30 protein-coding genes, 1 tRNA gene and 1 other annotated feature are annotated in these 25,048 nt (G+C 41.0%); of the genes, 27 read left to right on the top strand and 4 right to left on the bottom strand.

Annotated elements, in window-relative coordinates:
• Positions 1-255 precede the first annotated feature (255 nt).
• The 15 genes from LI126_RS14130 (at position 256) to pdxR (ending at position 13,226) form a co-directional block, all read left to right on the top strand.
• On the top strand, positions 256-972 hold the full coding sequence (locus tag LI126_RS14130) for a hypothetical protein (RefSeq protein ID WP_227165618.1): 717 nt from the start codon (positions 256-258) through the stop codon (positions 970-972).
• Positions 973-974: 2 nt separating this feature from the next.
• Positions 975-1,514, top strand: coding sequence for a 2-C-methyl-D-erythritol 2,4-cyclodiphosphate synthase (gene ispF / locus LI126_RS14125; protein WP_227165617.1), 540 nt, complete (start codon positions 975-977; stop codon positions 1,512-1,514).
• Between the two features lies 1 nt (position 1,515).
• Positions 1,516-2,706 carry a GNAT family N-acetyltransferase gene (locus LI126_RS14120; RefSeq protein ID WP_227165616.1) on the top strand — a complete coding sequence of 397 codons (1,191 nt, stop codon included), beginning with the start codon at positions 1,516-1,518 and terminating at the stop codon, positions 2,704-2,706.
• A 109-nt stretch (positions 2,707-2,815) separates the two neighbouring features.
• Positions 2,816-3,037, top strand: a binding site (T-box leader).
• Between the two features lie 80 nt (positions 3,038-3,117).
• Positions 3,118-3,813, top strand: coding sequence for a serine O-acetyltransferase EpsC (epsC, locus tag LI126_RS14115; RefSeq protein ID WP_015528958.1), 696 nt, complete (start codon positions 3,118-3,120; stop codon positions 3,811-3,813).
• Positions 3,800-5,206, top strand: coding sequence for a cysteine--tRNA ligase (cysS, locus tag LI126_RS14110; protein ID WP_015528959.1), 1,407 nt, complete (start codon positions 3,800-3,802; stop codon positions 5,204-5,206). Before epsC ends, cysS begins: the two co-directional genes overlap by 14 nt.
• Positions 5,191-5,667, top strand: a complete 477-nt coding sequence (locus tag LI126_RS14105; protein WP_015528960.1) for a Mini-ribonuclease 3 — start codon at positions 5,191-5,193, stop codon at positions 5,665-5,667. Before cysS ends, LI126_RS14105 begins: the two co-directional genes overlap by 16 nt.
• Positions 5,654-6,418, top strand: a complete 765-nt coding sequence (gene rlmB, locus LI126_RS14100) for a 23S rRNA (guanosine(2251)-2'-O)-methyltransferase RlmB (RefSeq protein ID WP_015528961.1) — start codon at positions 5,654-5,656, stop codon at positions 6,416-6,418. The genes LI126_RS14105 and rlmB overlap by 14 nt, the downstream gene beginning before the upstream one ends.
• A 45-nt stretch (positions 6,419-6,463) precedes the next feature.
• Positions 6,464-7,075 (top strand): sigma-70 family RNA polymerase sigma factor, encoded by a 612-nt coding sequence (locus LI126_RS14095; protein ID WP_117891165.1) that lies wholly within the window; start codon positions 6,464-6,466, stop codon positions 7,073-7,075.
• A gap of 13 nt (positions 7,076-7,088) precedes the next feature.
• Positions 7,089-7,931 carry a CPBP family intramembrane glutamic endopeptidase gene (locus tag LI126_RS14090; protein ID WP_227165615.1) on the top strand — a complete coding sequence of 281 codons (843 nt, stop codon included), beginning with the start codon at positions 7,089-7,091 and terminating at the stop codon, positions 7,929-7,931.
• A 4-nt stretch (positions 7,932-7,935) separates the two neighbouring features.
• Entirely contained in the window at positions 7,936-8,382 is a 447-nt protein-coding gene (gene dtd, locus LI126_RS14085; RefSeq protein WP_227165614.1) for a D-aminoacyl-tRNA deacylase, read from the top strand.
• A 59-nt stretch (positions 8,383-8,441) separates the two neighbouring features.
• Positions 8,442-8,514 (top strand) — tRNA-Thr (locus LI126_RS14080).
• 258 nt (positions 8,515-8,772) lie between these two features.
• On the top strand, positions 8,773-9,129 hold the full coding sequence (locus LI126_RS14075; RefSeq protein WP_227165613.1) for a hypothetical protein: 357 nt from the start codon (positions 8,773-8,775) through the stop codon (positions 9,127-9,129).
• Between the two features lie 24 nt (positions 9,130-9,153).
• Positions 9,154-9,888 carry an NUDIX domain-containing protein gene (locus LI126_RS14070; protein WP_227165612.1) on the top strand — a complete coding sequence of 245 codons (735 nt, stop codon included), beginning with the start codon at positions 9,154-9,156 and terminating at the stop codon, positions 9,886-9,888.
• A gap of 180 nt (positions 9,889-10,068) precedes the next feature.
• Positions 10,069-11,739, top strand: a complete 1,671-nt coding sequence (locus tag LI126_RS14065) for a glutamine--tRNA ligase/YqeY domain fusion protein (RefSeq protein ID WP_015529010.1) — start codon at positions 10,069-10,071, stop codon at positions 11,737-11,739.
• An 83-nt stretch (positions 11,740-11,822) separates the two neighbouring features.
• Positions 11,823-13,226 carry a MocR-like pyridoxine biosynthesis transcription factor PdxR gene (gene pdxR, locus LI126_RS14060; protein WP_227165611.1) on the top strand — a complete coding sequence of 468 codons (1,404 nt, stop codon included), beginning with the start codon at positions 11,823-11,825 and terminating at the stop codon, positions 13,224-13,226.
• Positions 13,227-13,319: 93 nt separating this feature from the next.
• Here the strand turns inward: pdxR and LI126_RS14055 are convergent, their stop codons facing one another.
• A complete protein-coding gene (locus LI126_RS14055; RefSeq protein WP_227165610.1) occupies positions 13,320-13,652 on the bottom strand; it encodes a hypothetical protein in 333 nt (110 codons plus the stop codon).
• Between the two features lie 253 nt (positions 13,653-13,905).
• Between LI126_RS14055 and LI126_RS14050 the strand changes: the two genes are divergently transcribed.
• Together LI126_RS14050 and LI126_RS14040 are read left to right on the top strand one after the other, a co-directional pair.
• Positions 13,906-15,186 (top strand): adenylosuccinate synthase, encoded by a 1,281-nt coding sequence (locus tag LI126_RS14050; RefSeq protein WP_020436985.1) that lies wholly within the window; start codon positions 13,906-13,908, stop codon positions 15,184-15,186.
• 428 nt (positions 15,187-15,614) lie between these two features.
• On the top strand, positions 15,615-15,770 hold the full coding sequence (locus LI126_RS14040; protein WP_226901269.1) for a hypothetical protein: 156 nt from the start codon (positions 15,615-15,617) through the stop codon (positions 15,768-15,770).
• Here LI126_RS14040 and LI126_RS14035 read toward each other — a convergent pair.
• The gene (locus LI126_RS14035) at positions 15,761-15,982 is read right to left on the bottom strand and encodes a hypothetical protein (protein WP_020436987.1); all 222 of its coding nucleotides are present in this window, start codon (positions 15,980-15,982) and stop codon (positions 15,761-15,763) included. The two genes, LI126_RS14040 and LI126_RS14035, sit on opposite strands and share 10 nt — an antisense overlap.
• A gap of 134 nt (positions 15,983-16,116) precedes the next feature.
• Here LI126_RS14035 and LI126_RS14030 point away from each other — a divergent pair, with 134 nt between their 5' ends.
• The 4 genes from LI126_RS14030 (at position 16,117) to metA (ending at position 19,543) form a co-directional block, all read left to right on the top strand.
• Positions 16,117-16,632 (top strand): SEC-C metal-binding domain-containing protein, encoded by a 516-nt coding sequence (locus tag LI126_RS14030; RefSeq protein WP_015529015.1) that lies wholly within the window; start codon positions 16,117-16,119, stop codon positions 16,630-16,632.
• A gap of 128 nt (positions 16,633-16,760) precedes the next feature.
• Positions 16,761-17,090: a DUF1540 domain-containing protein gene (locus LI126_RS14025; RefSeq protein WP_055145808.1), complete on the top strand. Its 330-nt coding sequence runs from the start codon at positions 16,761-16,763 to the stop codon at positions 17,088-17,090.
• A 151-nt stretch (positions 17,091-17,241) separates the two neighbouring features.
• A complete protein-coding gene (locus LI126_RS14020) occupies positions 17,242-18,645 on the top strand; it encodes an AI-2E family transporter (RefSeq protein ID WP_015529017.1) in 1,404 nt (467 codons plus the stop codon).
• Positions 18,623-19,543: a homoserine O-acetyltransferase MetA gene (gene metA / locus LI126_RS14015; RefSeq protein ID WP_015529018.1), complete on the top strand. Its 921-nt coding sequence runs from the start codon at positions 18,623-18,625 to the stop codon at positions 19,541-19,543. Before LI126_RS14020 ends, metA begins: the two co-directional genes overlap by 23 nt.
• A 137-nt stretch (positions 19,544-19,680) precedes the next feature.
• On the opposite strand, the gene LI126_RS14010 is transcribed toward metA, so the two are convergent.
• The gene (locus LI126_RS14010; RefSeq protein ID WP_020435919.1) at positions 19,681-19,947 is read right to left on the bottom strand and encodes a hypothetical protein; all 267 of its coding nucleotides are present in this window, start codon (positions 19,945-19,947) and stop codon (positions 19,681-19,683) included.
• Complete coding sequence (locus tag LI126_RS14005) at positions 19,944-20,186, bottom strand: hypothetical protein (protein WP_020435920.1); 243 nt, start codon at positions 20,184-20,186, stop codon at positions 19,944-19,946. Before LI126_RS14005 ends, LI126_RS14010 begins: the two co-directional genes overlap by 4 nt.
• Positions 20,187-20,402: 216 nt before the next feature.
• Between LI126_RS14005 and LI126_RS14000 the strand changes: the two genes are divergently transcribed.
• The 6 genes from LI126_RS14000 (at position 20,403) to rplT (ending at position 24,814) form a co-directional block, all read left to right on the top strand.
• Entirely contained in the window at positions 20,403-20,921 is a 519-nt protein-coding gene (locus LI126_RS14000; RefSeq protein ID WP_020435921.1) for a deoxyuridine 5'-triphosphate nucleotidohydrolase, read from the top strand.
• 91 nt (positions 20,922-21,012) lie between these two features.
• The gene (locus LI126_RS13995; protein ID WP_195941810.1) at positions 21,013-22,380 is read left to right on the top strand and encodes a spore germination protein; all 1,368 of its coding nucleotides are present in this window, start codon (positions 21,013-21,015) and stop codon (positions 22,378-22,380) included.
• A 146-nt stretch (positions 22,381-22,526) separates the two neighbouring features.
• Positions 22,527-23,390, top strand: coding sequence for a DegV family protein (locus LI126_RS13990; protein WP_227165609.1), 864 nt, complete (start codon positions 22,527-22,529; stop codon positions 23,388-23,390).
• Positions 23,391-23,673: 283 nt separating this feature from the next.
• Positions 23,674-24,168, top strand: a complete 495-nt coding sequence (gene infC / locus LI126_RS13985) for a translation initiation factor IF-3 (RefSeq protein ID WP_020435606.1) — start codon at positions 23,674-23,676, stop codon at positions 24,166-24,168.
• 58 nt (positions 24,169-24,226) lie between these two features.
• Positions 24,227-24,424, top strand: coding sequence for a 50S ribosomal protein L35 (gene rpmI / locus LI126_RS13980; protein WP_015529025.1), 198 nt, complete (start codon positions 24,227-24,229; stop codon positions 24,422-24,424).
• 33 nt (positions 24,425-24,457) lie between these two features.
• Positions 24,458-24,814, top strand: coding sequence for a 50S ribosomal protein L20 (gene rplT / locus LI126_RS13975; protein ID WP_015529026.1), 357 nt, complete (start codon positions 24,458-24,460; stop codon positions 24,812-24,814).
• Positions 24,815-25,048 lie beyond the last annotated feature (234 nt).

Raw genomic sequence — 25,048 nt, 5'->3', positions numbered from 1 at the left:
AGAGCACACGGTTCATACCCGTGGTGTCGCTGGTTCAAATCCAGTTCCCGCTACTATAACGAAGACTGCGTGCTTAAGAAATTAGTACGCAGTTTTTTTACGCAAATTTACTGGTTACTGCTTATATCAAGCAAAGAAATAATAGTATTAAGGAGCAACTTGTGGTAATATAACAGATAATGATATAGAAAAAAGTTGTTGTCTTTCGTTTATATTTTAAAACGTGGCCAACAGCAGAAATACGGAGGAAACAAGATGAATAAGAAAAGCGGATGTGCGCTCAGAATAGTACTTGGAGGTTATCTTACCTACCTGGGTATCAGAATCTTAAGTGAGATGATCCAGCAGCGTCCTAGCAATATGGCACTTATGTCAGTACTGGCAGTTGTATTTATCCTGGTTGGAGTTGCTTATGCAGGGAATGCCATCTGCAAAACGTTTGAAATTGATATCAAAAAGCAGATTGCGAAGATGATAGCAAAGAGAAAAGCGGAGCAGAAACGAAAAGCAGAAGAAGCGGCAGCGGCGAAGGAAATGTCACAGGTAACAGAGAGCACAACGACAGAAGCATCAGAAGACGAAAAAGTATCAGACGATACAATGCCGACAATGCTTTCAGAAGAAGACAGGAAGAAGCTGGAAGACGCAGTGTCTAAGGCGGATTCCGAGGAAAAAACAATGCAAGACAGCAAGGCTGAAGTTATAGAAAAAACAGCAGATTCAGATTCAACAGAAAACGAAGCAGCGGAAAAAACAGTATCAGAAGAAAAAGCAGAATCATTAGAAAAACCGGTGACTACAACAGAATCAGAGGAAACACCGGACGAAGAAATAAAAGCTGAAGGAACACCAGTTGAAGAAACTCCAGCTCAGGAAGAAGAACTGACAGACACAAGAGTGGTAGATATTTTTGCAGAACTGAATGAAGAACCTGTTTCAGAAGATGCTGAAAATGATTTTGAGGAGAAATAATTATGCGTGTAGGTATGGGATATGATGTTCATAAGTTAGTTGAAGGAAGAAAACTGATCCTGGGTGGAGTTGAGATTCCTTACGAGAAAGGTCTCTTGGGACATTCAGATGCGGATGTTATGCTGCATGCCGTAATGGATGCACTGCTTGGAGCAGCAGCACTTGGAGACATTGGTCTTCATTTTCCGGATACAGATCCGAAATATAAGGGTGCATCCAGTATAAAACTGCTTGAGCACGTAGGCGGACTTTTGGGAGAAAATGGTTATGTGATCGAGAATATTGATGCAACGATCATTGCGCAGCGTCCAAAGATGCGTCCGCATATTGATCAGATGCGGGAAAACATGGCGAAAGCGCTTAAAATTGACGTTGATCAGATCAATGTAAAGGCTACAACAGAAGAGGGCCTTGGCTTTACCGGAAGCGGCGAAGGCATCTCATCCCAGGCAATCTGTGCGATTGAAAAATTTACGAATTACAGTAGCGTGGATGTGATGGAGAAGCCTGCAGGATGTGGTGGATGCTGTGCGGGAAAATAAGATGAAGATTCGAAAGCTGGACCAATCAGAGCATGGGAAAACCAGGAGCTTGTGGGAACAGGTATTTTCAGAAGACAGTCAGGAATTTGTTGATTATTACTATTATATCAAGACAAAAGACAATACGATTTATGTAATAGAGGAAGACGATGAGATACGTGCGATGCTGCAGTTGAACCCTTATCAGGTAAAGTTACAGGAAAGAGTTGTTCCATCGGATTATATCGTGGGAGTTGCCACGCAGGCAGAATATAGAGGCAGAGGATATATGAGAAATCTTCTGATTCATGCATTACAGGATCAGTATTCACAGAAGATGCCATTTACCTTCCTGATGCCGGCGGCAGAAGCAATCTATTATCCTTATGATTTCCGATTTGTTTATGAACAGAAACAAATCGAGCTTGATGAAGCATTTTTTTCTGCAAGAAAAGAATATAAAAATGATGAATATAGAAATATATCACAAGAGCGGATTGTAGACCGTGATGCAAGATTTATGGATGCAGGGAAGATGGCGGTATTTGTTGAAGAGAATTTTTCGGATTGCTGGAATGTTGTTGCTTTAAGAAATGCACAATATTATCAGACACAGATTCTCGAACAACAGAGCGAGTTTGGCGGGATGCGGCTTGTCTTTGAAGAAGAGAAGCTGGTTTGTATCTATGCATATGCGAAAGAAGAGGGACTCGAGATCAGGGAACCACTTTATCTGGAAGGGAAAGAAGATCTCTTCTGGGCGTCGGTGGATGGTCTTAGAGAACCGGAAGAAAAGGTTTCGGTTTATGGGCTTAAGGAAGCACCTGACTGGCCAGATGATGAAACGTCTGCATATAAAGAAAAACCGCTTATTATGATCAGGATCGTTCATTTACAGGAACTATTTTCTGAAATGAAAATCCCGTCAGAATGTGAGATCCATTGCTCTTTTGCGGTGATCGATCCGATTCTTCATAAGAACAGCAGGATCTGGAAACTCAGTAGCTCAAAAGGAGAAGAAAGCCTGAGCGTGTCTGAAACGGAAGATTCACAGGGAGTACTTTCCATTGCAGCATTGACGGAAATATTGTTTGGATACAAAACTCCTGAAGAAATACGTGCAGAGGAAAGCGTAATTCTTACAGAAGAACTAGAGGAAGAACTGAGGAAACTTCAGAACTTCTGTCCAATATTTTTGAATGAGATTGTCTGAATAAAATGTTAAAATGCAGTTGATCGGCAGAGATAATAGTTGACAAAAAATGATTTTTTGCATAAGATAATAGAGATGTTGAAAACAATAAATATTGGTAATAGAATTGAGAAAGACAAAGAACGGGAAGAGTAACAGAGATTTGGACTCATAGAGAGAAGGTGTCACCGGCTGAAAGCACCTTTGAGAGAAGAAACTGTGAAGTGCCCCCGGGAGTCGATCCTGTGAATGGAGTAGCAGGGTACGTCAGGCACACGTTACGTGCGTGAAAGTGAAAGAAGTTATACTTCTTTTATTAGAGTGGAACCGCGGATAGAACTTCGTCTCTAGATTGAGACGAAGTTTTTTGATATACAAAACAATCCGTTTAGGGTGTTAAGTGCATTCTTGAATCAGAAAGGAATGATAAATATGGGAATGATATCTTATGTTAAACAGGAGATAGAGGTGATCCGAGAGCGAGATCCTGCGATCAAATCAAACATGGAAGTATTTTTGTATCCAAGCTTTAAAGTAATCTTAAGCTACAGAGTGGCGCATAAGCTTTACCTGAAAAAGCACTATTTCTGGGCACGCTGGATTTCTCAGAGAGCAGCGCGTAAGACAGGGATTGAGATCCATCCGGGTGCAACAATTGGAAAGGGACTTTTTATCGATCATGGAACAGGTGTGATCATCGGAGAAACTACGATCATCGGAGATAATGTAACACTGTATCAGGGGGTTACGCTTGGCGGTACCGGAAAAGAACAGGGAAAACGTCATCCAACGTTGAAAGATAATGTTATGGTGAGCGCCGGCGCAAAGATCCTGGGTTCTTTTACAATCGGGGAAAATTCTAAGATCGGAGCTGGTTCTGTAGTACTTGAAGAGGTTCCACCGAACTGTACAGTTGTCGGTGTGCCGGGACGAATCGTCCGCATGGACAACAAGAAGGTCCCAAGAAGTGATATGGATCAGGTACATTTACCGGACCCGGTACTTACAGATATTCGAGAACTGCAGGAAGAGAATATAAAACTTCACAAACGTTTGGAATCTATGATAAAATATATGCGATGTGTGGAGAAAGAAAATAAGGAGAGTAAGAACGATGAAGATTTATAATACAATGTCAAAAAGAAAAGAAGAGTTTGTTCCTCTAGAGGAAGGAAAAGTAAAGATGTATGTATGCGGTCCGACTGTATATAATTACATCCATATTGGAAATGCAAGACCAATGATCGTGTTTGATACTGTCCGCAGATATTTTGAATACAAGAATTATGATGTGAATTATGTATCTAACTTTACGGATGTCGATGACAAGATCATCAAGAAAGCAAACGAAGAAGGCGTTACAGCAGAAGAAATCTCACAGCGTTACATTGCAGAGTGCAAGAAAGATATGGACGGTATGAATATTGAGCCGGCAACAAAGAATCCGCTTGCAACAGAAGAGATTGACGGTATGATCAGCATGATTGAGACACTGATTGAGAAAGGCTACGCATACGAGAAGAACGGAACGGTATATTACCGTACAAGAAAGTTCAAAGATTATGGTAAATTATCCCATAAGAACCTTGATGATCTTCAGTCAGGCGGACGTACCCTTCTTGTAAGCGGTGAGGATGAGAAAGAAGATTCTCTGGATTTTGTTCTCTGGAAACCGAAAAAAGAAGGCGAGCCTGCATGGGTTTCTCCATGGGGTGAGGGACGTCCGGGATGGCACATTGAGTGCTCAGAGATGTCCAAGAAATATCTTGGTGAGCAGATCGATATTCATGCAGGTGGGGAAGACCTGATCTTTCCACATCATGAAAATGAAATTGCGCAGAGTGAAGCAGCGAACGGAAAAGAATTCTCCAGATACTGGATGCATAACGGGTTCCTGAACATTGATAACCGTAAGATGTCCAAGTCTCTTGGAAATTTCTTCACAGTTCGCGAGATCAGTGAGAAGTATGACCTTCAGGTACTTCGTTTCTTCATGTTAAGCGCACATTACAGAAGTCCACTGAACTTCAGCGCTGAATTGATGGAAGCAGCAAAGAGCGGACTTGAGAGAATCATTACAGCAGCTGATCGTCTGAAATTCCTTATGGGAAGCGCGAAGACAGAAGATATGGCAGAGACAGAAGCAGAGAAGTTTGCAAAGTCAGCAGAATATGTTGGAAACTTTGAGAGCGCTATGGATGATGACTTCAATACAGCAGATGCGATCGCTGCAGTATTTGATCTTGTAAAATTCATTAATACGATGACAGACGAAGACAGTTCCAAAGAGTATCTTGAGAATCTGTTTGACCGTCTGGTAAGACTGACAGAAGTACTTGGAATTATTGTTGATAAAGAAGATGAGATTCTTGATTCTGACATTGAAGCATTGATCGCTGAGCGTCAGGCAGCAAGAAAAGAGAAAAACTTTGCAAGAGCAGATGAAATTAGAGATGAGCTTCTTGCGAAAGGTATCGTTCTGAAAGATACAAGAGAAGGAGTACAATGGAAAAGAGCATAACAGCAGGTTTAGAAGAGTATATCCGGACAATTCCCGGTATGAAAGAGATTGATGCAAAGCAGTGTTCCCCACTGGTTCTTGCTTATGTGGGAGACTGTGTTTATGATCTGATCATTAAGACGATGGTGGTCGGCCGTGGAAACAGGCCGGTCCACCGTCTCCATGAAGAGACAAGCCAGTATGTACAGGCATCAGCACAGTCCTTTATGATGCGTTCCATGCAGGAGCATCTGAATGAGGAAGAACATGGAGTTTACCGGAGAGGAAGAAATGCACGATCTGTGTCTCCGGCAAAGAATCAGTCAATTACAGATTACAGAAGAGCGACAGGTTTTGAGGCATTGATCGGACATTTATATCTGACAGGTCAGTATGAACGACTGACAGAGCTTGTAAGTATCGGACTTGAAAGCATTGAAAAAGAGATAAAGGAAAAAGGAGCAGAACATGCAGGAAAATAGAGAACAGGGAACAGAGACATTTGTAATTGAAGGAAGAAATGCCGTACTGGAAGCATTTCGTTCCGGACGTACGATTGACAAGATTTATGTTCTTGACGGATGCCAGGACGGACCGGTAAGAACAATCGTACGTGAAGCGAAAAAACACGGATCTCTGATCAATTTTGTGACAAAAGAAAGACTTTCCCAGCTCTCAGAGACAGGGAAACATCAGGGCGTGATCGCGCATGCGGCAGCATATGAATATTCTACGATCGACGATATGCTTAAGCTGGCAGAAGAGAGAGGCGAAGCTCCGTTTCTGATTCTTTTAGACAATATTGAAGATCCGCACAATCTTGGCGCGATCATTCGTACAGCGAACCTTGCAGGTGCACACGGAGTCATTATTCCAAAGAGAAGAGCAGTTGGTCTGACAGCGACAGTTGCGAAGACATCTGCCGGAGCTTTGAATTATACACCGGTCGCAAAGGTGACAAATCTTGTGAAGACAATGGAAGAACTCAAGGAAAAAGGACTCTGGTTTGTATGTGCTGATATGGATGGCGAGCAGATGTATGACCTGAACCTGACAGGACCGATCGGTCTTGTGATCGGAAATGAAGGTGAGGGCGTTGGCCGTCTTGTGAAAGAAAACTGTGATTTCGTTGCAGGAATTCCAATGAAAGGTCAGATTAATTCTCTGAATGCATCTGTGGCAGCAGGCGTTCTTGCTTATGAGATCGTAAGACAGAGGATTTCGCAGAAATAAATATGAGTATTGCTCGAAAAAAGAGTGATAACAGGTGATAATCGGATGAGTAAGTATGACAGAATGACAGATGAGCAGCTTTTATGTGATTACAAAAATGGAAATCAGGAGATTATGGATTACCTGATGGTGAAATATAAATCCATGGTAAGAAAGAAAGCGCGTGCAATGTATCTGTTGGGTGGAGAGAACGAGGATCTGATCCAGGAAGGAATGATCGGTTTGATCAAAGCAGTGCGGGATTTTGATGTAACGCAGAAAACATCATTTTCAAGTTTTGCAGAACTTTGTGTCTCCAGACAGATGTACTCGGCAATTGAGGCATCAAATCGAAAAAAGCATCTGCCTTTGAATTCTTATGTTTCGTTATATGAAGACAGTGAAGAGGTAGGAGAGGGGAGAAGTCTTCCTTTGATTGACACGATAGAATCATCGAAGGAGAATGATCCGGAAGTTCTCTATTTTGGAAAAGAATATACAGAAGCTTTTGCGGAGCAGCTCAAAGAATTGCTCAGTCCATTAGAAAATCATGTTCTTTATCTGCACTTGATGGGAACGGATTATCGGACGATTGCGGAATTACTTGGAAAGAGTCCGAAGTCAGTGGACAATGCACTTCAGAGGATCAAGACAAAAGCACAAAAGATTCTGCCGTAAAGGAGAAATACGGATGAAGAAAAAATACAATTACCTTTTGGCACTTGCAGTCTTTCTGGTGATCATGATCTGCTTTAACAAATTCGGATACATCATTTCTTATCTGGCCGCAATTGGCGGGCCTCTGGTTATGGGAAACAATGGAACAATGGTGGTTTATGAGTTCCTGATGAGTCATTTGAATCTGGTATCGGCAATTTTGTACCTTATGGTTCTGCCTATTCCTGCTTTATGGTATTATCTTGCTTTTCAGCTGCGTGAAGGAGGAATCCGTGCAATCCTAGGCAAATGCAGAAGAGTCGGATTGGACGGATGCGTTTTAATTGCGCTGTTTACTTTTGGCATGATACACGTGACCAGTATTATACTGGCAATTGTAGCACGGTCACTTCCGGATGCGATGGATAATTATCAGAATCTGATAGAAAATTCCGGCCTGACAGAATACTCGCTGATGTGGGTTTTCAGTACATTGATTCTTCCACCTCTTGTGGAAGAAATGATTTTCCGGGGTTTGATCCAGAAATATCTTGAACGTGCCGGAATGCATTGGATCCTGGCGAATGTTGTACAGGCGGTTCTGTTTGGAGTGTTCCATCAAAATCTCGTACAGGGAATTTATGCGGCACTTTTGGGGTTCGCACTTGGATTTGTGGCGCATCGCTATAACACCCTGGCGGCATCCATGCTGATGCACATGTTCTATAATCTGATGGGAACGCTGATCGTAGATCTTGAGAGCAGATTCCTTCCGGCAATAGTAATGGGAATGATTATCCTGATCAGTATTCCGATGACAGTGAGTGCTGTGACGTTGATTTGTCTGACAACAAATAATAAAAAAACAGAGGTTTGAGAAGATGAGATTTGTAATACAAAGAGTAACAGAGGCATCTGTTACGATTGATGGTGAGATATCAGGAAAGATTGGAAAAGGGTATCTTGTTCTGATTGGAGTAGCAGATACAGACACAAAAGAGATTGCAGACAAAATGATACGAAAAATGATCGGACTTCGCATTTTTGAAGATGAACAGGGAAAGACAAACCTTTCGCTTGCCGATGTGGACGGAGGTCTTCTCTTGGTTTCACAGTTTACGTTATATGCAAACTGTAAGAGAGGAAACAGACCAAGCTTTATTGAAGCAGGAAAACCGGATATGGCGAATGAGATGTATGAATATATCATTGAAAAATGCAGGGAGTCAGTGGAGGAAGTACAGACCGGAGAGTTTGGAGCTGATATGAAGGTTCAGCTGCTCAATGACGGGCCATTTACCATTTTGCTGGATTCAGATCAGCTTTAACTTGACAATCAAACTCAAGTAGTGTATATTTAATTTTGCGTTCTGCTGGAACGCAATAAGCTGTCTTGGCGCAGTCGGTAGCGCGTCGCCTTGGTAAGGCGGAGGTCGGGGGTTCAAGTCCCCTAGACAGCTTTGAACCTTTCCCCGGAAACGCCCGTAAATGCGGTGTTTTCGGGGTTTTTCTTATTTCGGCAGATTCGTAATGCAGATCTTTAGGTCTTCATAGATTCCAACAGAGATCTCGTTGCGGATTTTCCTATAGGTTTACAGGCTTGAAAGAAAAAATGCAATTCCTTGTTGAGAATTCTTTCGCTTGTCATAAAATATGTTATACTGAATTGGATTGAAGTGGTGATTCAAGGTGACGGGTTCTGCAGAAGGGGAAGCCGTATGAGCGAAAAGAATTATGAAACAAGTGAACTAAAAGAACTGAAAGATGTGTTACAGACATTTACGGAGTTTGTATGGGAGATGGAAGAATATCTGCCGGAATTTTATCATTTTTTTGATACGATGAGGCAGAACATCGAGATTTTTCTTCGGGTCGGCGAAGAAGATGAAGAACAGATCCATGAGATTCTGGAACGGGATTGGGAGAAAGCACATGCACCGCTTGTGGGAGTACAGTGTTATGATTTTCAAGGATCACATCCGGAGGCAGAAGCAGGAACTTGTGTTTATTTTGCGAATCTTTTGACAGAAATCGGTCGGTTTTTTGAACCGGTGAGTATGTTGGGAGTGTTTTGAATGAAGTGAAAAGGAGAGATTGATATGGCATCATTTTTAGAAGACATCACACCATTTTACGGGACAGGAGAACGGAATGGGAAAGGACAGACACTGGAAGAATTTCTGGAAGAATATGATCCATATCGATATAAAAATCCGTGCTGTACAACAGACACAGTTGTTTTCTCTTATAAAGATGAACAGGCACTGAAAGAAGGACGATTAAAGGTGCTTTTGGTTAAGAGAGGAAATCATCCCAGTATTGGCTGTTGGGCTCTTCCGGGAGGATTTGTAAATTTGCGGGAGAATCTGGAGGATACAGCAAGACGGGAACTGCAGGAAGAGACCGGAGTCAGCGGACTTCCGGTGGAACAGTTTGCCTGTTATGGAGATTATCAGAGAGATCCGAGAGCAAGGATTATTACAAGTGCGTATCTTTCTATCGTAAAGGAGTCGGATGTAAGTGTAGAGGCCGGAGATGATGCGGCAGATGCAGCATGGTTTGAGATAGAGATGGAACCGGAGACAGCATATGAAGAAGATGGATGGAAAAAGACGGAATATCATCTGACAATTCAAAATCAGGATCAGAAGAGAAATGCGGTTATCCTGAAAAAGGAGCGGACAGGATTGGTCAGAGAAAAATACTATGTTGTAAAAGAAGGTGGAGGAATTGCAGTGGATCATGCAGCTATTCTGGCACAGGCTTATGAATTGTTAAAAGGCAGGCTGCATTCAGGGCAAAACATGCATTTTCCGTGTCAATCAGCAGAGTGATTGACACGAAAGTGAACAGTGACTTAAAAGGATAACTGTAAGAGGAGACGAAAAGAATCTCTTGTGGTTGTTCTTTTTATGTGATAAGATATTGAGCATGAAAACCTGTAGGATAAATCACACTTCCGAAGGAATGTGACAGATCATCCGGATGGTACTTATGGTTAGTAGGAGGAAGATATGGAGAACGAAACAGTTTCAAAGAATTTTATTGAACAGGAGATAGATAAGGATCTGGCAGAAGGAGTTTACGATCATGTATGCACCCGTTTCCCACCGGAGCCGAATGGATACCTTCATATTGGTCATGCGAAGTCTATCCTTTTGAACTATGGACTGGCAGAGAAGTATAATGGTGAATTCCATATGAGATTTGATGATACGAACCCGACAAAGGAGAAGACAGAATTTGTTGAGTCTATCAAAGAGGATATTAAGTGGCTGGGTGCTGACTGGAAGGATCATCTTTATTTTGCATCCGATTATTTTGATCAGATGTATGAGTGCGCTGTGAAGCTGATTAAGAAAGGAAAAGCATTCGTCTGTGATCTTACAGCAGAACAGATGCGTGAATATAGAGGAACACTTACAGAACCAGGAAAAGAAAGTCCATATAGAAATCGTTCTGTAGAGGAAAACCTTGAGCTTTTTGAGAATATGCGTGCCGGAAAGTATGCAGACGGGGAGAAAGTGCTTCGTGCAAAGATTGATATGGCATCACCGAATATTAATATGCGTGACCCGATCATTTATCGTGTTGCCCGCATGACACATCACAATACAGGAGATAAGTGGTGTATTTATCCGATGTATGATTTCGCTCATCCGATCGAGGATGCAATCGAGGGAATCACACATTCCATCTGTACACTTGAGTTTGAAGATCACAGACCGCTTTATGACTGGGTTGTGAGAGAATGTGAATTCGAGAACCCACCGCGTCAGATTGAGTTCGCAAAACTGTATCTTACGAATGTTGTAACAGGAAAGCGTTATATTAAGAAGCTCGTAGAAGATAAGATTGTTGATGGATGGGATGATCCAAGACTGGTTTCTATCGCAGCGCTCAGAAGAAGAGGATTTACACCGGAGTCAATCAAGATGTTTATTGATATGTGTGGTATTTCCAAGAGCCAGAGCTCTGTTGATTATGCGATGCTTGAGTACTGTATCCGTGAGGATTTGAAGATGAAGCGTTCCCGTATGATGGCTGTGCTTGATCCGATCAAGCTTGTGATTGATAACTATCCGGAAGGAGAAGTTGAATATCTGGATGTTGCGAATAATCTGGAGAACGAAGAACTCGGACAACGTAAAGTTCCGTTCTGTCGTGAACTTTACATCGAGAGAGATGACTTCATGGAAGAACCGCCAAAGAAATATTTCCGCTTGTTCCCAGGGAATGAAGTTCGTCTGATGCACGCATATTTTGTGAAGTGTGAAAGCTTTGTAAAGGATGAGAATGGTAACGTGACAGAAGTTCACTGTACTTATGATCCTGAGACAAAGGCTGGAAGTGGATTTACAGGACGTAAGGTGAAAGGAACAATTCATTGGGTTCCGGCACCATATGCACAGAAAGCAGAAGTAAGACTGTATGAGAACCTTGTAGATGAAGAGAAGGGTGTATACAATAAAGAGGATGGTTCTCTGAACCTGAATCCAAATTCTCTGAAGATTATCAAAGATGCTTATGTGGAGCCAAGCTTTGCAGATGCGAAAGCTTATGATAGCTTCCAGTTTGTAAGAAACGGATTTTTCTGTATCGATGCAAAGGATTCTACACCGGAGAATCTGGTATTTAACCGTATTGTTTCTCTGAAGAGTTCTTTCAAACTGCCGAAGAAATAAAAAACGGACTGCCGTGATCACAATGAGAAATTGTTCACGGCAGTTTTTCATAGTTATAGGTGTGATGCAGAGGGAGAACAAGAATGTATGAATTGACAATGAGTTTGAATTCAAAATCAAAAACTCCGCTGTACGAACAGATTTATGAATTTATCAAGGAAGAGATTCAGAATAACGTAATACAGAGTGGAGAGCGGCTTCCATCTACAAGAGCATTGAGTAAGCATCTGGTAGTGAGCAGGAGTACAGTAGAACTTGCATATGAACAGCTCCTGTCGGAAGGGTATGTGGAGGCAATCCCATGCAAAGGATATTTTGTCGCAAAGATCGAAGGCATATATCAGCTTCAGAAGAGACCGGAGATCAAAGTTGAACCGATTTCTTCAGGAGTGACAGAATACGCGTATGATTTCACTCCGAACGGTGTGGATCTCAACAGTTTTCCGTATAATATTTGGAGAAAATTATCCAAAGAATGTCTGATAGATGATAAGGCAGAGATGTTCCGATTGGGGAATCCTCAAGGGGAATATGGGCTTCGGAATGCGATCAGCAGTTATTTGCATCAGGCAAGAGGAATACACTGTCATCCGGATCAGATCATTATTGGAGCAGGAAGCGATTATCTGCTTATGCTTTTGACGACAGTGATTGGAAATTGTCATAAAGTTGCGCTGGAAAACCCAACCTATGGACAGGCCTATCGATTGTTTGAACGATTAAGCTATAAAGTCTGTACTGTTGATATGGATCAAAGCGGGATGCGGATTGATGAATTAGAGAAATCAGGGGCGGATATTGCATTTGTCATGCCGTCTCATCAGTACCCACTTGGATGTGTTATGCCGATACAAAGAAGAATGGAACTTTTGAAATGGGCAGATGGGGCAGAAGGCAGATATATTATTGAAGATGATTACGACAGTGAATTTCGATATAAAGGAAAGCCGATTCCGGCACTGCAGGGAAGTGATAGCAATGGGAAAGTGATTTATACAGGTACCTTTTCTAAATCACTGGCACCTTCTATTCGAATGAGCTATATGGTGCTTCCGGAACATATTTTGAAAATTTATCAGGAAAAATGCAGATTCATCAGTTCTACTGTCTCCAAGGTGGATCAGATGATTCTTCAGAAATTTATGGAAGAAGGCTATTATGAGCGACATCTGAATAAAACACGCGCATTATATAAGAACAGGCATGATGTTCTGATCAGCAGCCTTCGGAAGATGAAAGAGATTCTGGAAATTTCCGGAGAAAATGCAGGTGTTCACCTGTTGCTGCATTTTAAGACGGATGATTCCGAAAAGGATTTGATTGAAAAAGCAGCGAAACAAGGTGTCAGAGTTTATGGCTTATCAGAGTATTGTGTAAAAGATAATGAAGACAGTACAGGAAAAGCGGTGATTCTGTTAGGTTATGCAAACATGAATGAGGAGAGAATCCGTGCAGCAGTTCAACTACTCTGTAAGGCATGGAAATAGATGATAGAAAAACAGGCTGTATTTTAATAAAAAAGAGAAGCGGATCGTTCAATTTTACTAAGTGTAAGATTGAACGATCCGCTTTCTTTTTTATTATTCGTTTTCAGCAATCGTATCATTTGATTCATCAGAAACTGCTGGTTGTGTTTCTGCTTCAGAAGAGTCAGCGCTGTCAACATCAGATTTTTCAGTTAAATCATCTGGTTGGGCTGCCTGCAAAGATACATAAGATCTTTCCTGTGTTGGTTCAAGATCCTGATCCAGATCAAATGTATCGGAATCCGTTTCTTCTTTATTGCTATCGGTGCTATCTGCTTTTATATCAGAGGATGTACTCTTTGATTTTTTGATCAGACGAACAGCAAGAAGTCCGATTGCAGTACCAACAGTGCCAAGTCCAACTATCCATTTGATTAATTTTTTCAATTCTATAGTCTCCCTTCTATTAAACTAAATTTCATACTGATAAACAGTTTGCTCTCAGGGGAAAACCGCCTGATTTACTTTTTATTGTAATACTTTTATCGCAGAAATACAATATTTCTGACATTTAAATAAAAAAATGCGAAATAACGTTTTACAACCCTGCAAAAGTATAGTATAATTCTTAAGGCGGTAATGGTTATAAGTACCGCTGATTAATATTATTTACAAGCAAACATACGCAGGAGGGTTTGAAATGGTAAAAGCAGTAGTTGGTGCAAACTGGGGCGATGAAGGAAAGGGTAAGATCACAGACATGCTCGCCAGAGAGGCAGATATCATCGTTCGTTTTCAGGGTGGTGCGAATGCAGGCCATACAATTGTGAATGATTACGGAAAATTTGCGCTGCATACACTGCCATCAGGTGTGTTCTATGGACATACGACCAGCATCATTGGTAATGGTGTCGCACTGGATGTGCCGCGTCTTTTCGCAGAGGTACAGTCTATAGTAGAAAAAGGTGTTCCGATGCCGAAGATTCTTGTATCCGACAGAGCACAGATGGTAATGTCTTATCACAAGAATTTTGACGCATATGAAGAAGAGAGACTCGGAGGAAAATCTTTCGGTTCCACAAAGTCAGGAATTGCTCCGTTCTATTCAGATAAGTATGCAAAGATCGGTTTTCAGGTTAGTGAGCTGTTTGATGATGAACTTTTGAAGGAGAAGGTTGTGCGCGTGGCAGAGCAGAAGAATGTACTGCTTGAGCATTTATACCACAAACCACTGATTAATCCTGATGAGTTATATAACGAACTGATGGAATATAAGAAAATGGTAGAGCCGTTTGTAGCTAATGTATCTCTTTACCTTCACGAGGCAATCAAAGAAGGAAAGACAGTTCTTCTTGAAGGACAGTTAGGATCCATGAAAGATCCGGATCACGGAATTTATCCAATGGTTACATCTTCCTCAACACTTGCAGGATACGGTGCGATCGGAGCAGGAATCCCACCATACGAGATCAAGCAGATCGTTACAGTATGTAAAGCATACTCAAGTGCAGTAGGAGCCGGAGCTTTCGTAAGCGAGATCTTTGGAGAGGAAGCAGACGAGCTTAGAAGACGTGGTGGTGACGGCGGAGAGTTCGGCGCTACAACAGGACGTCCAAGAAGAATGGGATGGTTTGACTGTGTTGCATCCAAATATGGCTGCAGAATGCAGGGAACAACAGATGTAGCATTTACAGTACTCGATGTACTTGGATATCTGGATGAGATTCCGGTATGTGTTGGTTATGAGATCAACGGAGAAGTTACTACAGAATTCCCGGTAACACATCTTCTTGAGAAGGCAAAACCGGTTTACAAAGTTCTTCCGGGATGGAAAGAAGACATTCGTGGAATCAAAAACTACGAAGATCTTCCGGAAAACTGCCGTAAATACATTGAATTCATCGAGAAAGAGATCGAGTATCCGATCACAATGATCAGTAACGGACCAGGAAGAGACGATATTATTTATCGTAATAAATAATGAAACAGAAATACAGGACAGGAAGTGAAAGCTTTCCGTCCTGTATTTTTTATATATTAGGAAAGTTCTTTCCTAATATATAAAAACGCTCCGCTAGGGATGCGCACTGCGGCGTACAATGTAGTTGTTGCTCCGCGTGGAATCTGCACGGAAAACAAAAAGATAGTAATAAATCAGAAAGTTCCTCATATAATATGATGATACCAGGGTCAAAAGGTCTGAAACCACCGGTGCTTGCACAAAGGTGGTGTAATGGCCTTGGGACCCGCCCAATATGAGCATAAAAGTGGAGCGGAAGCTTCACGATATGCGAATAGTGGGTAGAATTGTGGGAGTGCATTGCACGAAACAATCCGTAGGTATCATAGTTGGGGGCTTTTGCCCCCAACATCATAATATATAGCTGAGAAAAAAGAAGGAGGAATTCGATGGAACAGAACAGCAATGAAAAAGGCAGAGAAAATTTATCCATGGAAGAATATCTGAAGAGGAGACAGGCAGTAAAAACCCGGGAAACAGCTTCGCATGTCGCCCGGGGAGTAGATTCTGTCAGTGCATTACTGACTGCAGTATTTTATTTATGATCAGAATTGTCTTTTGAATCATCTTTCAACAGTCGTGTGACCAGCAGCAGTCCATAGAGAATAACAGGAACGAAAATGGTTGCAGCGATAGATGCTTTGAGAAGATCAGAAGCAACAGGTGAATCAATCAGTGCAAAAATCAGTGTGCACAAATACATTGCGATAAGAATAAAAACCCCTAATAGTGCAGAAATACGTTTCAGTTTTTTCATGTGACCAGTCCTTTCATACGCCAATATAGTAATAGTAACAGTATATATCAAATAATTGTTTACGGCAAATAAAATATGTTATATAATAGAAGGGCGATTGAATTCGAAGTTTAAAGATAAAGGAGCAATATACAATGAGTGAGAAATGTTTATTAGACCAGTGGCGTGACATGGCCTATGACCGTAATCTTCCGAAAGATCAGCTGGAGAAGTTCTGGGGAACATACTTTACAATCGAAAGAGAGATTTACGAGCAGCTGCTTGAGAACCCGGATGAAGAAGTGAAGGGAACAGTGAAAGAGCTTGCTGAGAAATATGGACAGGATGTTATGACAATGGTTGGATTCCTTGACGGAATCAATGACAGTCTGAAGACAGCAAACCCGATCGAGACAATGGAAGAAGATACAGTTGTAAGTCTTGCATTTGATAAAGAACTTCTTTACAAGAACATGATCGATGCAAAAGCTGACTGGCTGTATGGACTCCCACAGTGGGATAAGATCTTTGATGCAGAGACAAAGAAACGTCTGTATCGTGAGCAGAAACAGTCCGGTACAGTTCGCAAAGCGAAAAAGATCGGAAGAAATGATCCATGTCCGTGCGGAAGTGGAAAGAAATATAAATTCTGCTGTGGAAAGAACGCATAAGAATCAGATTACTGGCGGTATGTATTGAGAGATACATACCGTTTTGTGTTTTTGGATATAAGTGTATATATTTAAAAGAAAGGGACATACTGATATTGTTCTAATAAGATTAAGAGGAGGAAATCAGTATGCCAGAATTAAGCTGTACCGTACAGACATGTGTACACAATTATCAGTATCTTTGCGAACTGGATAAGATCCAGGTGGGAGGAAACAGTGCGAAGGATGCGAAGGAGACCTGTTGCGATAGCTTTGAAGAAAGAAGAGAGGGAAGTTATAGCAATAAGACGGATTCGATGAAGTCTGTTTCAGATTGCTCAGATGTTGACTGCCAGGCGAAAGATTGCAGATATAATGAAGAGTGCAAATGTCACGCAGGGAAAATCAGTGTAGAAGGCGGTGACGCCTGCCACAGCAGTGGGACAGAATGTGCAACATTTGATTGTTGCTGTAATTGAGTATCAGATAAAAGTATAAAATCGTGATAAATAGAAAGAGATTTGGAAGAGGGAATCTTCTGAATCTCTTTTTTCTACTGTTGACTCTATTGTTGTAACCGCGTTATAATCGTAATATGTATATTTAACAGAAGAAAGGAAATGATCGTACATGAGTGAATATCGACAGGATGAGCATACGACAGCGAAAGAGGCGTCAAAGACTCATACAGATCAAAGTTATAGACACAATTCGCGGGAAGAACATGAAAAAAGAAGGTATAGCTTCAAAGAACAGGCCATAAAAAGTATGACGTTGTTCTTCGTAGTTGCGACATGTATCTTATTTTATTTTGCACTTTTGAGATTGGGACAGATTTCATCTGTATTTAAGCAGTTTTTAACAGTGGCAAAACCTATTATTTATGGACTGGCAATTGCATATTTGCTGAATCCGATTGTGAAGTGGATAGACCGTCGGATGATTCCGCTTTTGGAGAAACATTGTCCCAAATTAAAGAAGAAAAAACAGATATCAAGAGGAGTTGGAATCTTCGTATCTGTCATCTTAATGTTGGCATTGATTATTACACTTCTCAATATGATGATTCCGGAGTTATATGGAAGTATCCGCGACATGATTTTCACTGTGCCGAGTCAGATGAACCGGTTTATCCATGAATTCAGTAAGATGCATTCTTCTGATTCAACAGTTGGAAAGATGTTGGCGAGCATAGTTGAAGAAGCAAGTGATTTTGTTCAGAACTGGATGAAGACAGATTTGATGGAGAAAGTGAATCTGTGGATGACACAGCTTACTGTGGGAATGATTCAGATGGTTCGTGAAGTCTTTAATTTTATTATTGGAATCATTGTCTCTATTTATGTTTTGTTTAGCAAAGAGAAGTTCCAGAAACAGACAAAGAAGCTGATCTACGCTGTATTTCGTCCGGGACAGGCCAATATGATTCTTCAGATTGGCGGAAAAAGTAATGAGATCTTCGGTGGATTTATTATCGGAAAGATTATTGATTCTCTGATTATCGGAGTAATCTGTTTTATAGGATTATCAATTCTGAATATGCCATATACAATGCTGGTCAGCGTGATCGTAGGAGTGACAAATGTAATTCCATTCTTTGGACCGTATATCGGAGCAATTCCGAGTGCAATTCTGATTCTGCTTGCAGATCCATTGAAAGGACTCTATTTTATCATTTTTGTTATTGCATTGCAGCAGTTTGATGGAAATGTGCTGGGACCAAAGATTTTAGGAAATTCGACAGGACTTTCCTCGTTCTGGGTTGTTTTCTCAATCCTGATCGCAGGGGGATTATTTGGTATTCCGGGAATGCTTTTTGGTGTACCGACATTTGCGGTGATTTATTATATTGTAAATATGCTGGTTAATTCTATCCTGAAGAAAAAAGAACTTCCAACAGATACAGAGTGCTATGGGAAGAACGGATATGTAGATTCCGAAGGAATTTATATACAGAAAGAAAAACAGGAAGAGATAAAAGAAATACAAGAAGAAAAGGGAGATAAGGACAATGCCGATTCGAGTACAAAATGATTTGCCGGTAAAGGAAATATTGGAACAAGAGAACATCTTCGTGATGGATGAGATGCGTGCGGCACATCAGGATATCCGTCCGATCAGTATCGGACTTCTGAATCTGATGCCACTTAAGGAAGATACAGAGCTTCAGATTCTGAGAGCACTTTCAAACTCTCCGCTGCAGGTGGATGTTACTTTCGTAAGAGTGACAAGTCATGTGTCAAAGAATACATCAACAAGTCACATTTATAAGTTCTATGAAGCTTTTGATGATATCAAGGATAAAAGGTTTGACGGATTTATTATCACGGGCGCACCTGTAGAACAGATGCCGTTTGAAGATGTAGATTATTGGGAAGAACTGAAACGTATTATGGAGTGGACAAAGACAAATGTTGTGTCTACACTTCATCTTTGCTGGGGAGCACAGGCTGGTATTTATTATCATTATGGAATTGATAAGGTACAACTTCCGGAAAAACGTTCAGGTTTGTTCTGGCACCACGTAAGGAACAGAAAGATTCCGATCGTCAGAGGATTTGATGATAAGTTTCTGGCACCGCATTCAAGACATACAGAAGTTCCGCAAGATCTTTTGGAGAAAGATGACAGAATTACAATTCTTGCAGATTCGGAAGAAGCAGGAGTTTATCTTTGCATGGCGCAGGATGGACGTCAGATCTTTGTAATGGGACATCCGGAGTACGATAGAATGACACTGGATTCAGAGTATAAGAGAGATCTGGGGAAAGGATTGAATCCACAGATTCCGAAGAATTATTATCCGAATGATGATCCAGAGAAGAAACCAATGCTGACCTGGAGAGCGCATTGCAATAACCTGTATACGAACTGGTTGAATTATTACGTATATCAGGTGACACCTTATGATCTGTATGGAACACCGTTCTAAAGGTTTGGATTAGAGAGTTTTCGTATAACGATAAGAAAAACAAAAAAGCACCTTCGGAAGATATTGTTCTTCCGAAAGTGCTTTTTCTATATCCTGTTTCCGATTACGAATATCCTTAACAACTCTGAAACCAATTCCTATCGCCCAATCCAGTTGTCGAAAGGATCCGGTTTTACAGATATGAAATCATTCTGTACATCCGCGCTGTTCAGCTTAATCTGCTGTCGGCTCTTTTCAGCAGCTTCTTCAGATTCAAATAGCTGATCTTCCGGCATTGTCAGTGCGCCGCAGGAGCCAATCAGCTGAATGATATAGTTATCCCCCTGCTTGCGTGCAATCTTTCCTTTACGGATTGTTGTGTTATTCTCAAGAATATATATAACATCATCTTTGTTGTACATCATTTCACATCCTCTTCATCAAATTCCAGGGTGATATAGTTGAATCTGTCGTCCTTCCAGATCTTAATGACTTTGCCTTTGCGGGTCTTCAAGCGTTCCCGGTTCTTGAAATTCGTGCTTGCACCGTAGGCATGCTCGAGCATATACCAATAGGAAGTGGGAAGCTCATGTTCGACAATCTCCAAATAATCACCGACAGAGCAGCAATCCGGCTGTTCTGTAGTAAAGTCCATTGTTCGCATACTCTCACCTTCTGTTTCGTGTCTATAGAATCTATTATACTCTAAACACAGAATATCTCAAGAGAATTATTTCACCAACTTGTTTTTTACTTTCAAGTATTTTATAATAATGAATTGCAGTGCTTGCAGGCAGGAAAGAATAAACTTCCTGTATACGGGACAAGAAGAACGAGAAAACAGATAAAAGTGAAAATAAATTGGAGGTTATTAACAGAGATGAATCGAATTGCAAGATTTGAAAAAGTGAGTAAAGAAAAGTTCTTTGAAGGGTGGAAAGACACATTTGAGACAGCGGAAGAAAAAGAGATGGAAGCAATCTACGAGTCTTTAAAACTGCCGGGAAGAGCGACAGCCGGAAGTGCAGGATATGACTTCTTTGCACCGGTGAAAATCACACTGAAACCGGGAGAAACCGTCAAGATTCCAACGGGAGTCCGTGTGTGGATGGAACAGGACTGGGTACTGAAGTGTTATCCGAGAAGCGGACTGGGATTCAAGTACAGACTGCAGCTGAACAATACAGTAGGAATTATCGACAGCGATTATTATTATTCCGACAATGAAGGACAGATCTTTGCAAAGATCACAAATGATTCTAATGAAGGAAAAACCGTAGAAGTAGAAGCAGGAGATGGATTCATGCAGGGAATCTTCGTACAGTACGGAATTACATTAGATGATGACGTGACAGAAGTAAGAAATGGTGGATTTGGAAGTACAACAAAAAAGAAATAAAAGGCTGACAGAATAATTTGTAAGAAAAAGGGAAACCTAAACTCAGTGAAGCCAAGGCAAATAAGAGGCAGAAAAAAGAGGGTTAGGTTTTATGATCAGAAAGATTAAAAAAGAAGTCGGTTGTTCTTTTAAAGAAAATATTCAATATATGGATCAGACCCTTCCGGTGGAGAAAAGCTTTGACATTATCCGCCGGGAGATGGAGATCGGTGGAAAAGAATCGGTATTCTACTACATTGATGGATTTATAAAAGATGAAGCAATGTTAAAGATTATGGATTCTTTTCTTTCTATTACAGCAGAAGATCTCCCACAGGATGCGGAAACTTTTTCGAAACAGAAGATTCCTTATGTAGAAGTGGATGTGTTGAAATGTTTTGATGATATTCTGAGGAATGTACTCTCTGGTACAGCGGTGTTCTTTGTAGATGGTTATGATGCAGCACTATGTATGGATTGCAGAAGTTATCCTGCCCGTGGTGTAGACGAGCCGGATAAAGATAAATCGCTTCGCGGTTCCAGAGATGGTTTTGTAGAGACAATTGTATTTAATACGGCACTGATGCGTAGAAGGATCAGAGATCCACATCTGATTATGGAAATGACAGAAGCAGGTCAGAGTTCCAGAACGGACATAGCAGTCTGCTATATGTCAGACCGTGTAGATGAAGAACTTTTAAACAATATAAAATCAAGGATTGAGAAACTTGAGGTAGATGACCTGAGAATGAATCAGCAGAGTCTTGCAGAAGCACTTTTCAAGAGAAAATGGTTCAATCCTTTCCCAAAGTTCAAATTTACAGAGAGACCGGATACGGCAGCAGCCTGTCTTTTGGAAGGAAAGGTTGTGATTCTGGTGGATAACTCGCCGTCGGCAATGATACTTCCAACGTCTGTTCTGGATATGATAGAAGAGGCAAATGATTATTATTTTCCGACGTTGACCGGAATGTATCTGAAGATTTCCAGAACCCTGATCACAATCGCAACGGTGTTTTTTACACCATTGTATCTATTATATATGCAGAATCCGCAGTGGCTACCGGGCGTTTTTTCATTTGTAATGGTGCGTGATCAGATCAATCTTCCATTGATCTGGCAGTTTCTGCTGCTTGAACTGTCAATTGACGGTTTACGGCTGGCTGCGATGAATACGCCAACGATGCTCAGTACTCCGTTGAGTGTGATTGCCGGTATTGTGATGGGAGAATTTTCGGTAGAATCCGGTTGGTTCAATTCAGAAGTAATGCTATATATGGCATTTGTGGCAGTGGCAAATTATACACAGCCGAATTTCGAACTTGGATATGCATTAAAATTTATGAGACTGATGCTTCTTGTACTGACTGCAGTGTTTAATCTGTATGGATTTGTTGTGGGATGTATTTTGGTATTATGTTTCCTCGTGTTTAATAAAACACTTTCAGGAAGAAATTATCTAAATGTAAAAATTAACTGACAAAATCTTAATTTTGTTAATATATCTTTGCTCTTTATTATAAAAGATGGTATGATATAGAAAATATTGCTTATCCGGAAAATACATGTCTGCTATATGGAATGTAGTGGTGGTTTCCGGAAGAAAGAGAGCAGGAGGTTATTGACATGAGAGAGTTCATTATTACCGTGAACAGTACTGTAGACTTACCGAAGGAATGGCTGGAAGAGAGACATGTTCCGGTCCTTCCGCTGAAATATACAATTGATGGAGAGAATTACACAGATATGTCAGGATTGACAGCGAAAGAGTTCTTTCAGAAATTAAGAGAAGGTCATATGTCTGTGACTTCTCAGATCAATCCTGAAGAAGCACGCGAGATGCTGGAACCGTTTGTGAAAGAAGGAAAAGATGTACTTCATCTTGGTTTTTCTTCCGGCTTAAGCGGAACATACAATAGTATGCGAATCGCAGCAGAAGAACTGGCGGAGGATTATCCGGAAGCAAAGATTATTGTGATCGATACACTTTGCGCCTGCCTGGGAGAGGGCTTGCTTTTGTACTATGCTCTTAAGTTAAAAGAAGAAGGCAAGACGATTGATGAGATCGCAAAGTGGGCAGAAGAGAACAAGCTTCACGTTTGCCATAATGTTACGGTGGATGATCTGAATCATCTGCAGAGAGGTGGACGTATTTCCAAAGCGGCAGCAGTTTTGGGGACACTCGTGCAAGTGAAACCGATCATACATATGGATAACAATGGAAAACTTCAGGTGATTGCGAAAGAACGTGGTCGCAAGAAGTCTCTGAATAAAATTGTTGATATGGCAGTAGAACAGTCGAAAGGCTGGGAGAATGAGATCATAATGATCACGCACGGAGATTGCCTGAAAGATGCAGAGTATGTTGCCGGACGTGTCAGAGAGAAGATGGGAATAGAGAATATTCTGATCAATAATATCGGAACAGTGATCGGAAGTCATACAGGACCGGGTGTTGTTGCCGTATTCTGCATGGGAAATGAAAGATAAATTTCGAAAAAAATAAAAAAACAAAAGAAAATGCATTTAAAGTGTTGACAGGAAAGAGTGGATATGGTAGATTAGATATTGCGTTAAGCAAAAAACAAAGTAGAGTATCCACTCTCACCGCAGCACAATTGAGTGACTGATGGTCCGATATCGATAATAAGGAGCTCCTGTTGGAGTTATTACATTTGTCGGGTGGATATGATATTCACTCGTTTTTTTGTGTTTTCGCGTAAGAACCTAAAGGAAATTCATTTGACGGAGGTATACGACAATTAGCGATTTAATGATTAACGAGCAGATCAGAGATAAAGAAGTAAGATTGATCAGCGCGGATGGGGAACAGTTAGGCATCATGTCATCTAGAGATGCAATGAAGCTTGCACAGGAAGCAGAGCTTGATCTGGTGAAGATTGCACCGGGAGCAAAGCCACCGGTATGTAAGATCATTGACTATGGCAAGTACAAATACGAGCAGACTCGTAAAGAGAAAGAAGCCAAGAAGAAACAGAAAACTGTTGAAATCAAAGAAGTGCGTTTATCACCGAATATTGATACGAATGACCTGAATACCAAAGTGAACAATGCTAAGAAGTTCATTTCCAAGGGAAATAAGGTTAAGGTGACACTGCGTTTCAGAGGTCGTGAGATGGCTCACGTACAGCAGAGCAAGCATATCCTTGATGATTTTGCAAAGCAGCTGGAAGATGTTGCTACAGTAGAAAAGGCAGCAAAACTGGAAGGCAGAAATATGAGTATGGTTTTAGCTGAAAAACGTTAAGACAATATGATCCGGGATGAAGATCCTGTAAGGCAGCACAATAAAGGAGGAAATTATCATGCCAAAAATTAAAACAAATAGAGCGGCAGCAAAGCGCTTCAAAGTAACAGGTACAGGAAAGCTGAAAAGAAATAAAGCTTACAAGAGCCATATCTTAACAAAGAAGTCTACAAAGAGAAAGAGAAATCTGAGACAGGCAACTATTACAGATGCAACAAATGTAAAGAACATGAAGAAGGTTTTACCATATCTGTAAGATTTGGAAGTAGATTAAGGAGGAGATTAGGAAATGGCAAGAATCAAAGGCGGAATGAACGCTAAGAAGAAACATAACAGAACACTGAAACTGGCTAAAGGATACAGAGGAGCTCGTTCCAAACAGTACAGAGTTGCAAAACAGTCTGTAATGAGAGCACTCACATCTTCTTACGCAGGAAGAAAACAGCGTAAGCGTCAGATGAGACAGCTTTGGATCGCTCGTATTAACGCAGCTGCAAGAATGAATGGACTTTCTTACAGCAAATTCATGTATGGTCTTAAACTGGCTAACGTTGACATGAACAGAAAGATGCTTGCAGAGCTTGCAGTAAGCGACAGAGAAGGATTCGCAGCACTCGCAGCAGTAGCAAAAGAGAAACTTGCTTAATTTGAGCTTGTATTTTCGCCCGGTTTTCTTCGGAAGACCGGGTTTTCTTATTGTATTAATTGTATATAAAAAATAAATTTTTAAAAAAATTAAAAAAACTGTTGACATTTAATGCCGCAACGTGTATTATAGTCGTTGTGGCAAGGCGGTAACGCAGATGACCACGGTAAAATGATGATATGCGGAAGTGTCGGAACTGGCAGACGAGCAAGACTAAGGATCTTGTGATCAATG

This window comes from Mediterraneibacter sp. 210702-DFI.5.30, assembly GCF_020560115.1.
Classification (GTDB): domain Bacteria; phylum Bacillota; class Clostridia; order Lachnospirales; family Lachnospiraceae; genus Mediterraneibacter; species Mediterraneibacter faecis.
This window is presented reverse-complemented; position numbering and strand designations above follow the sequence as displayed.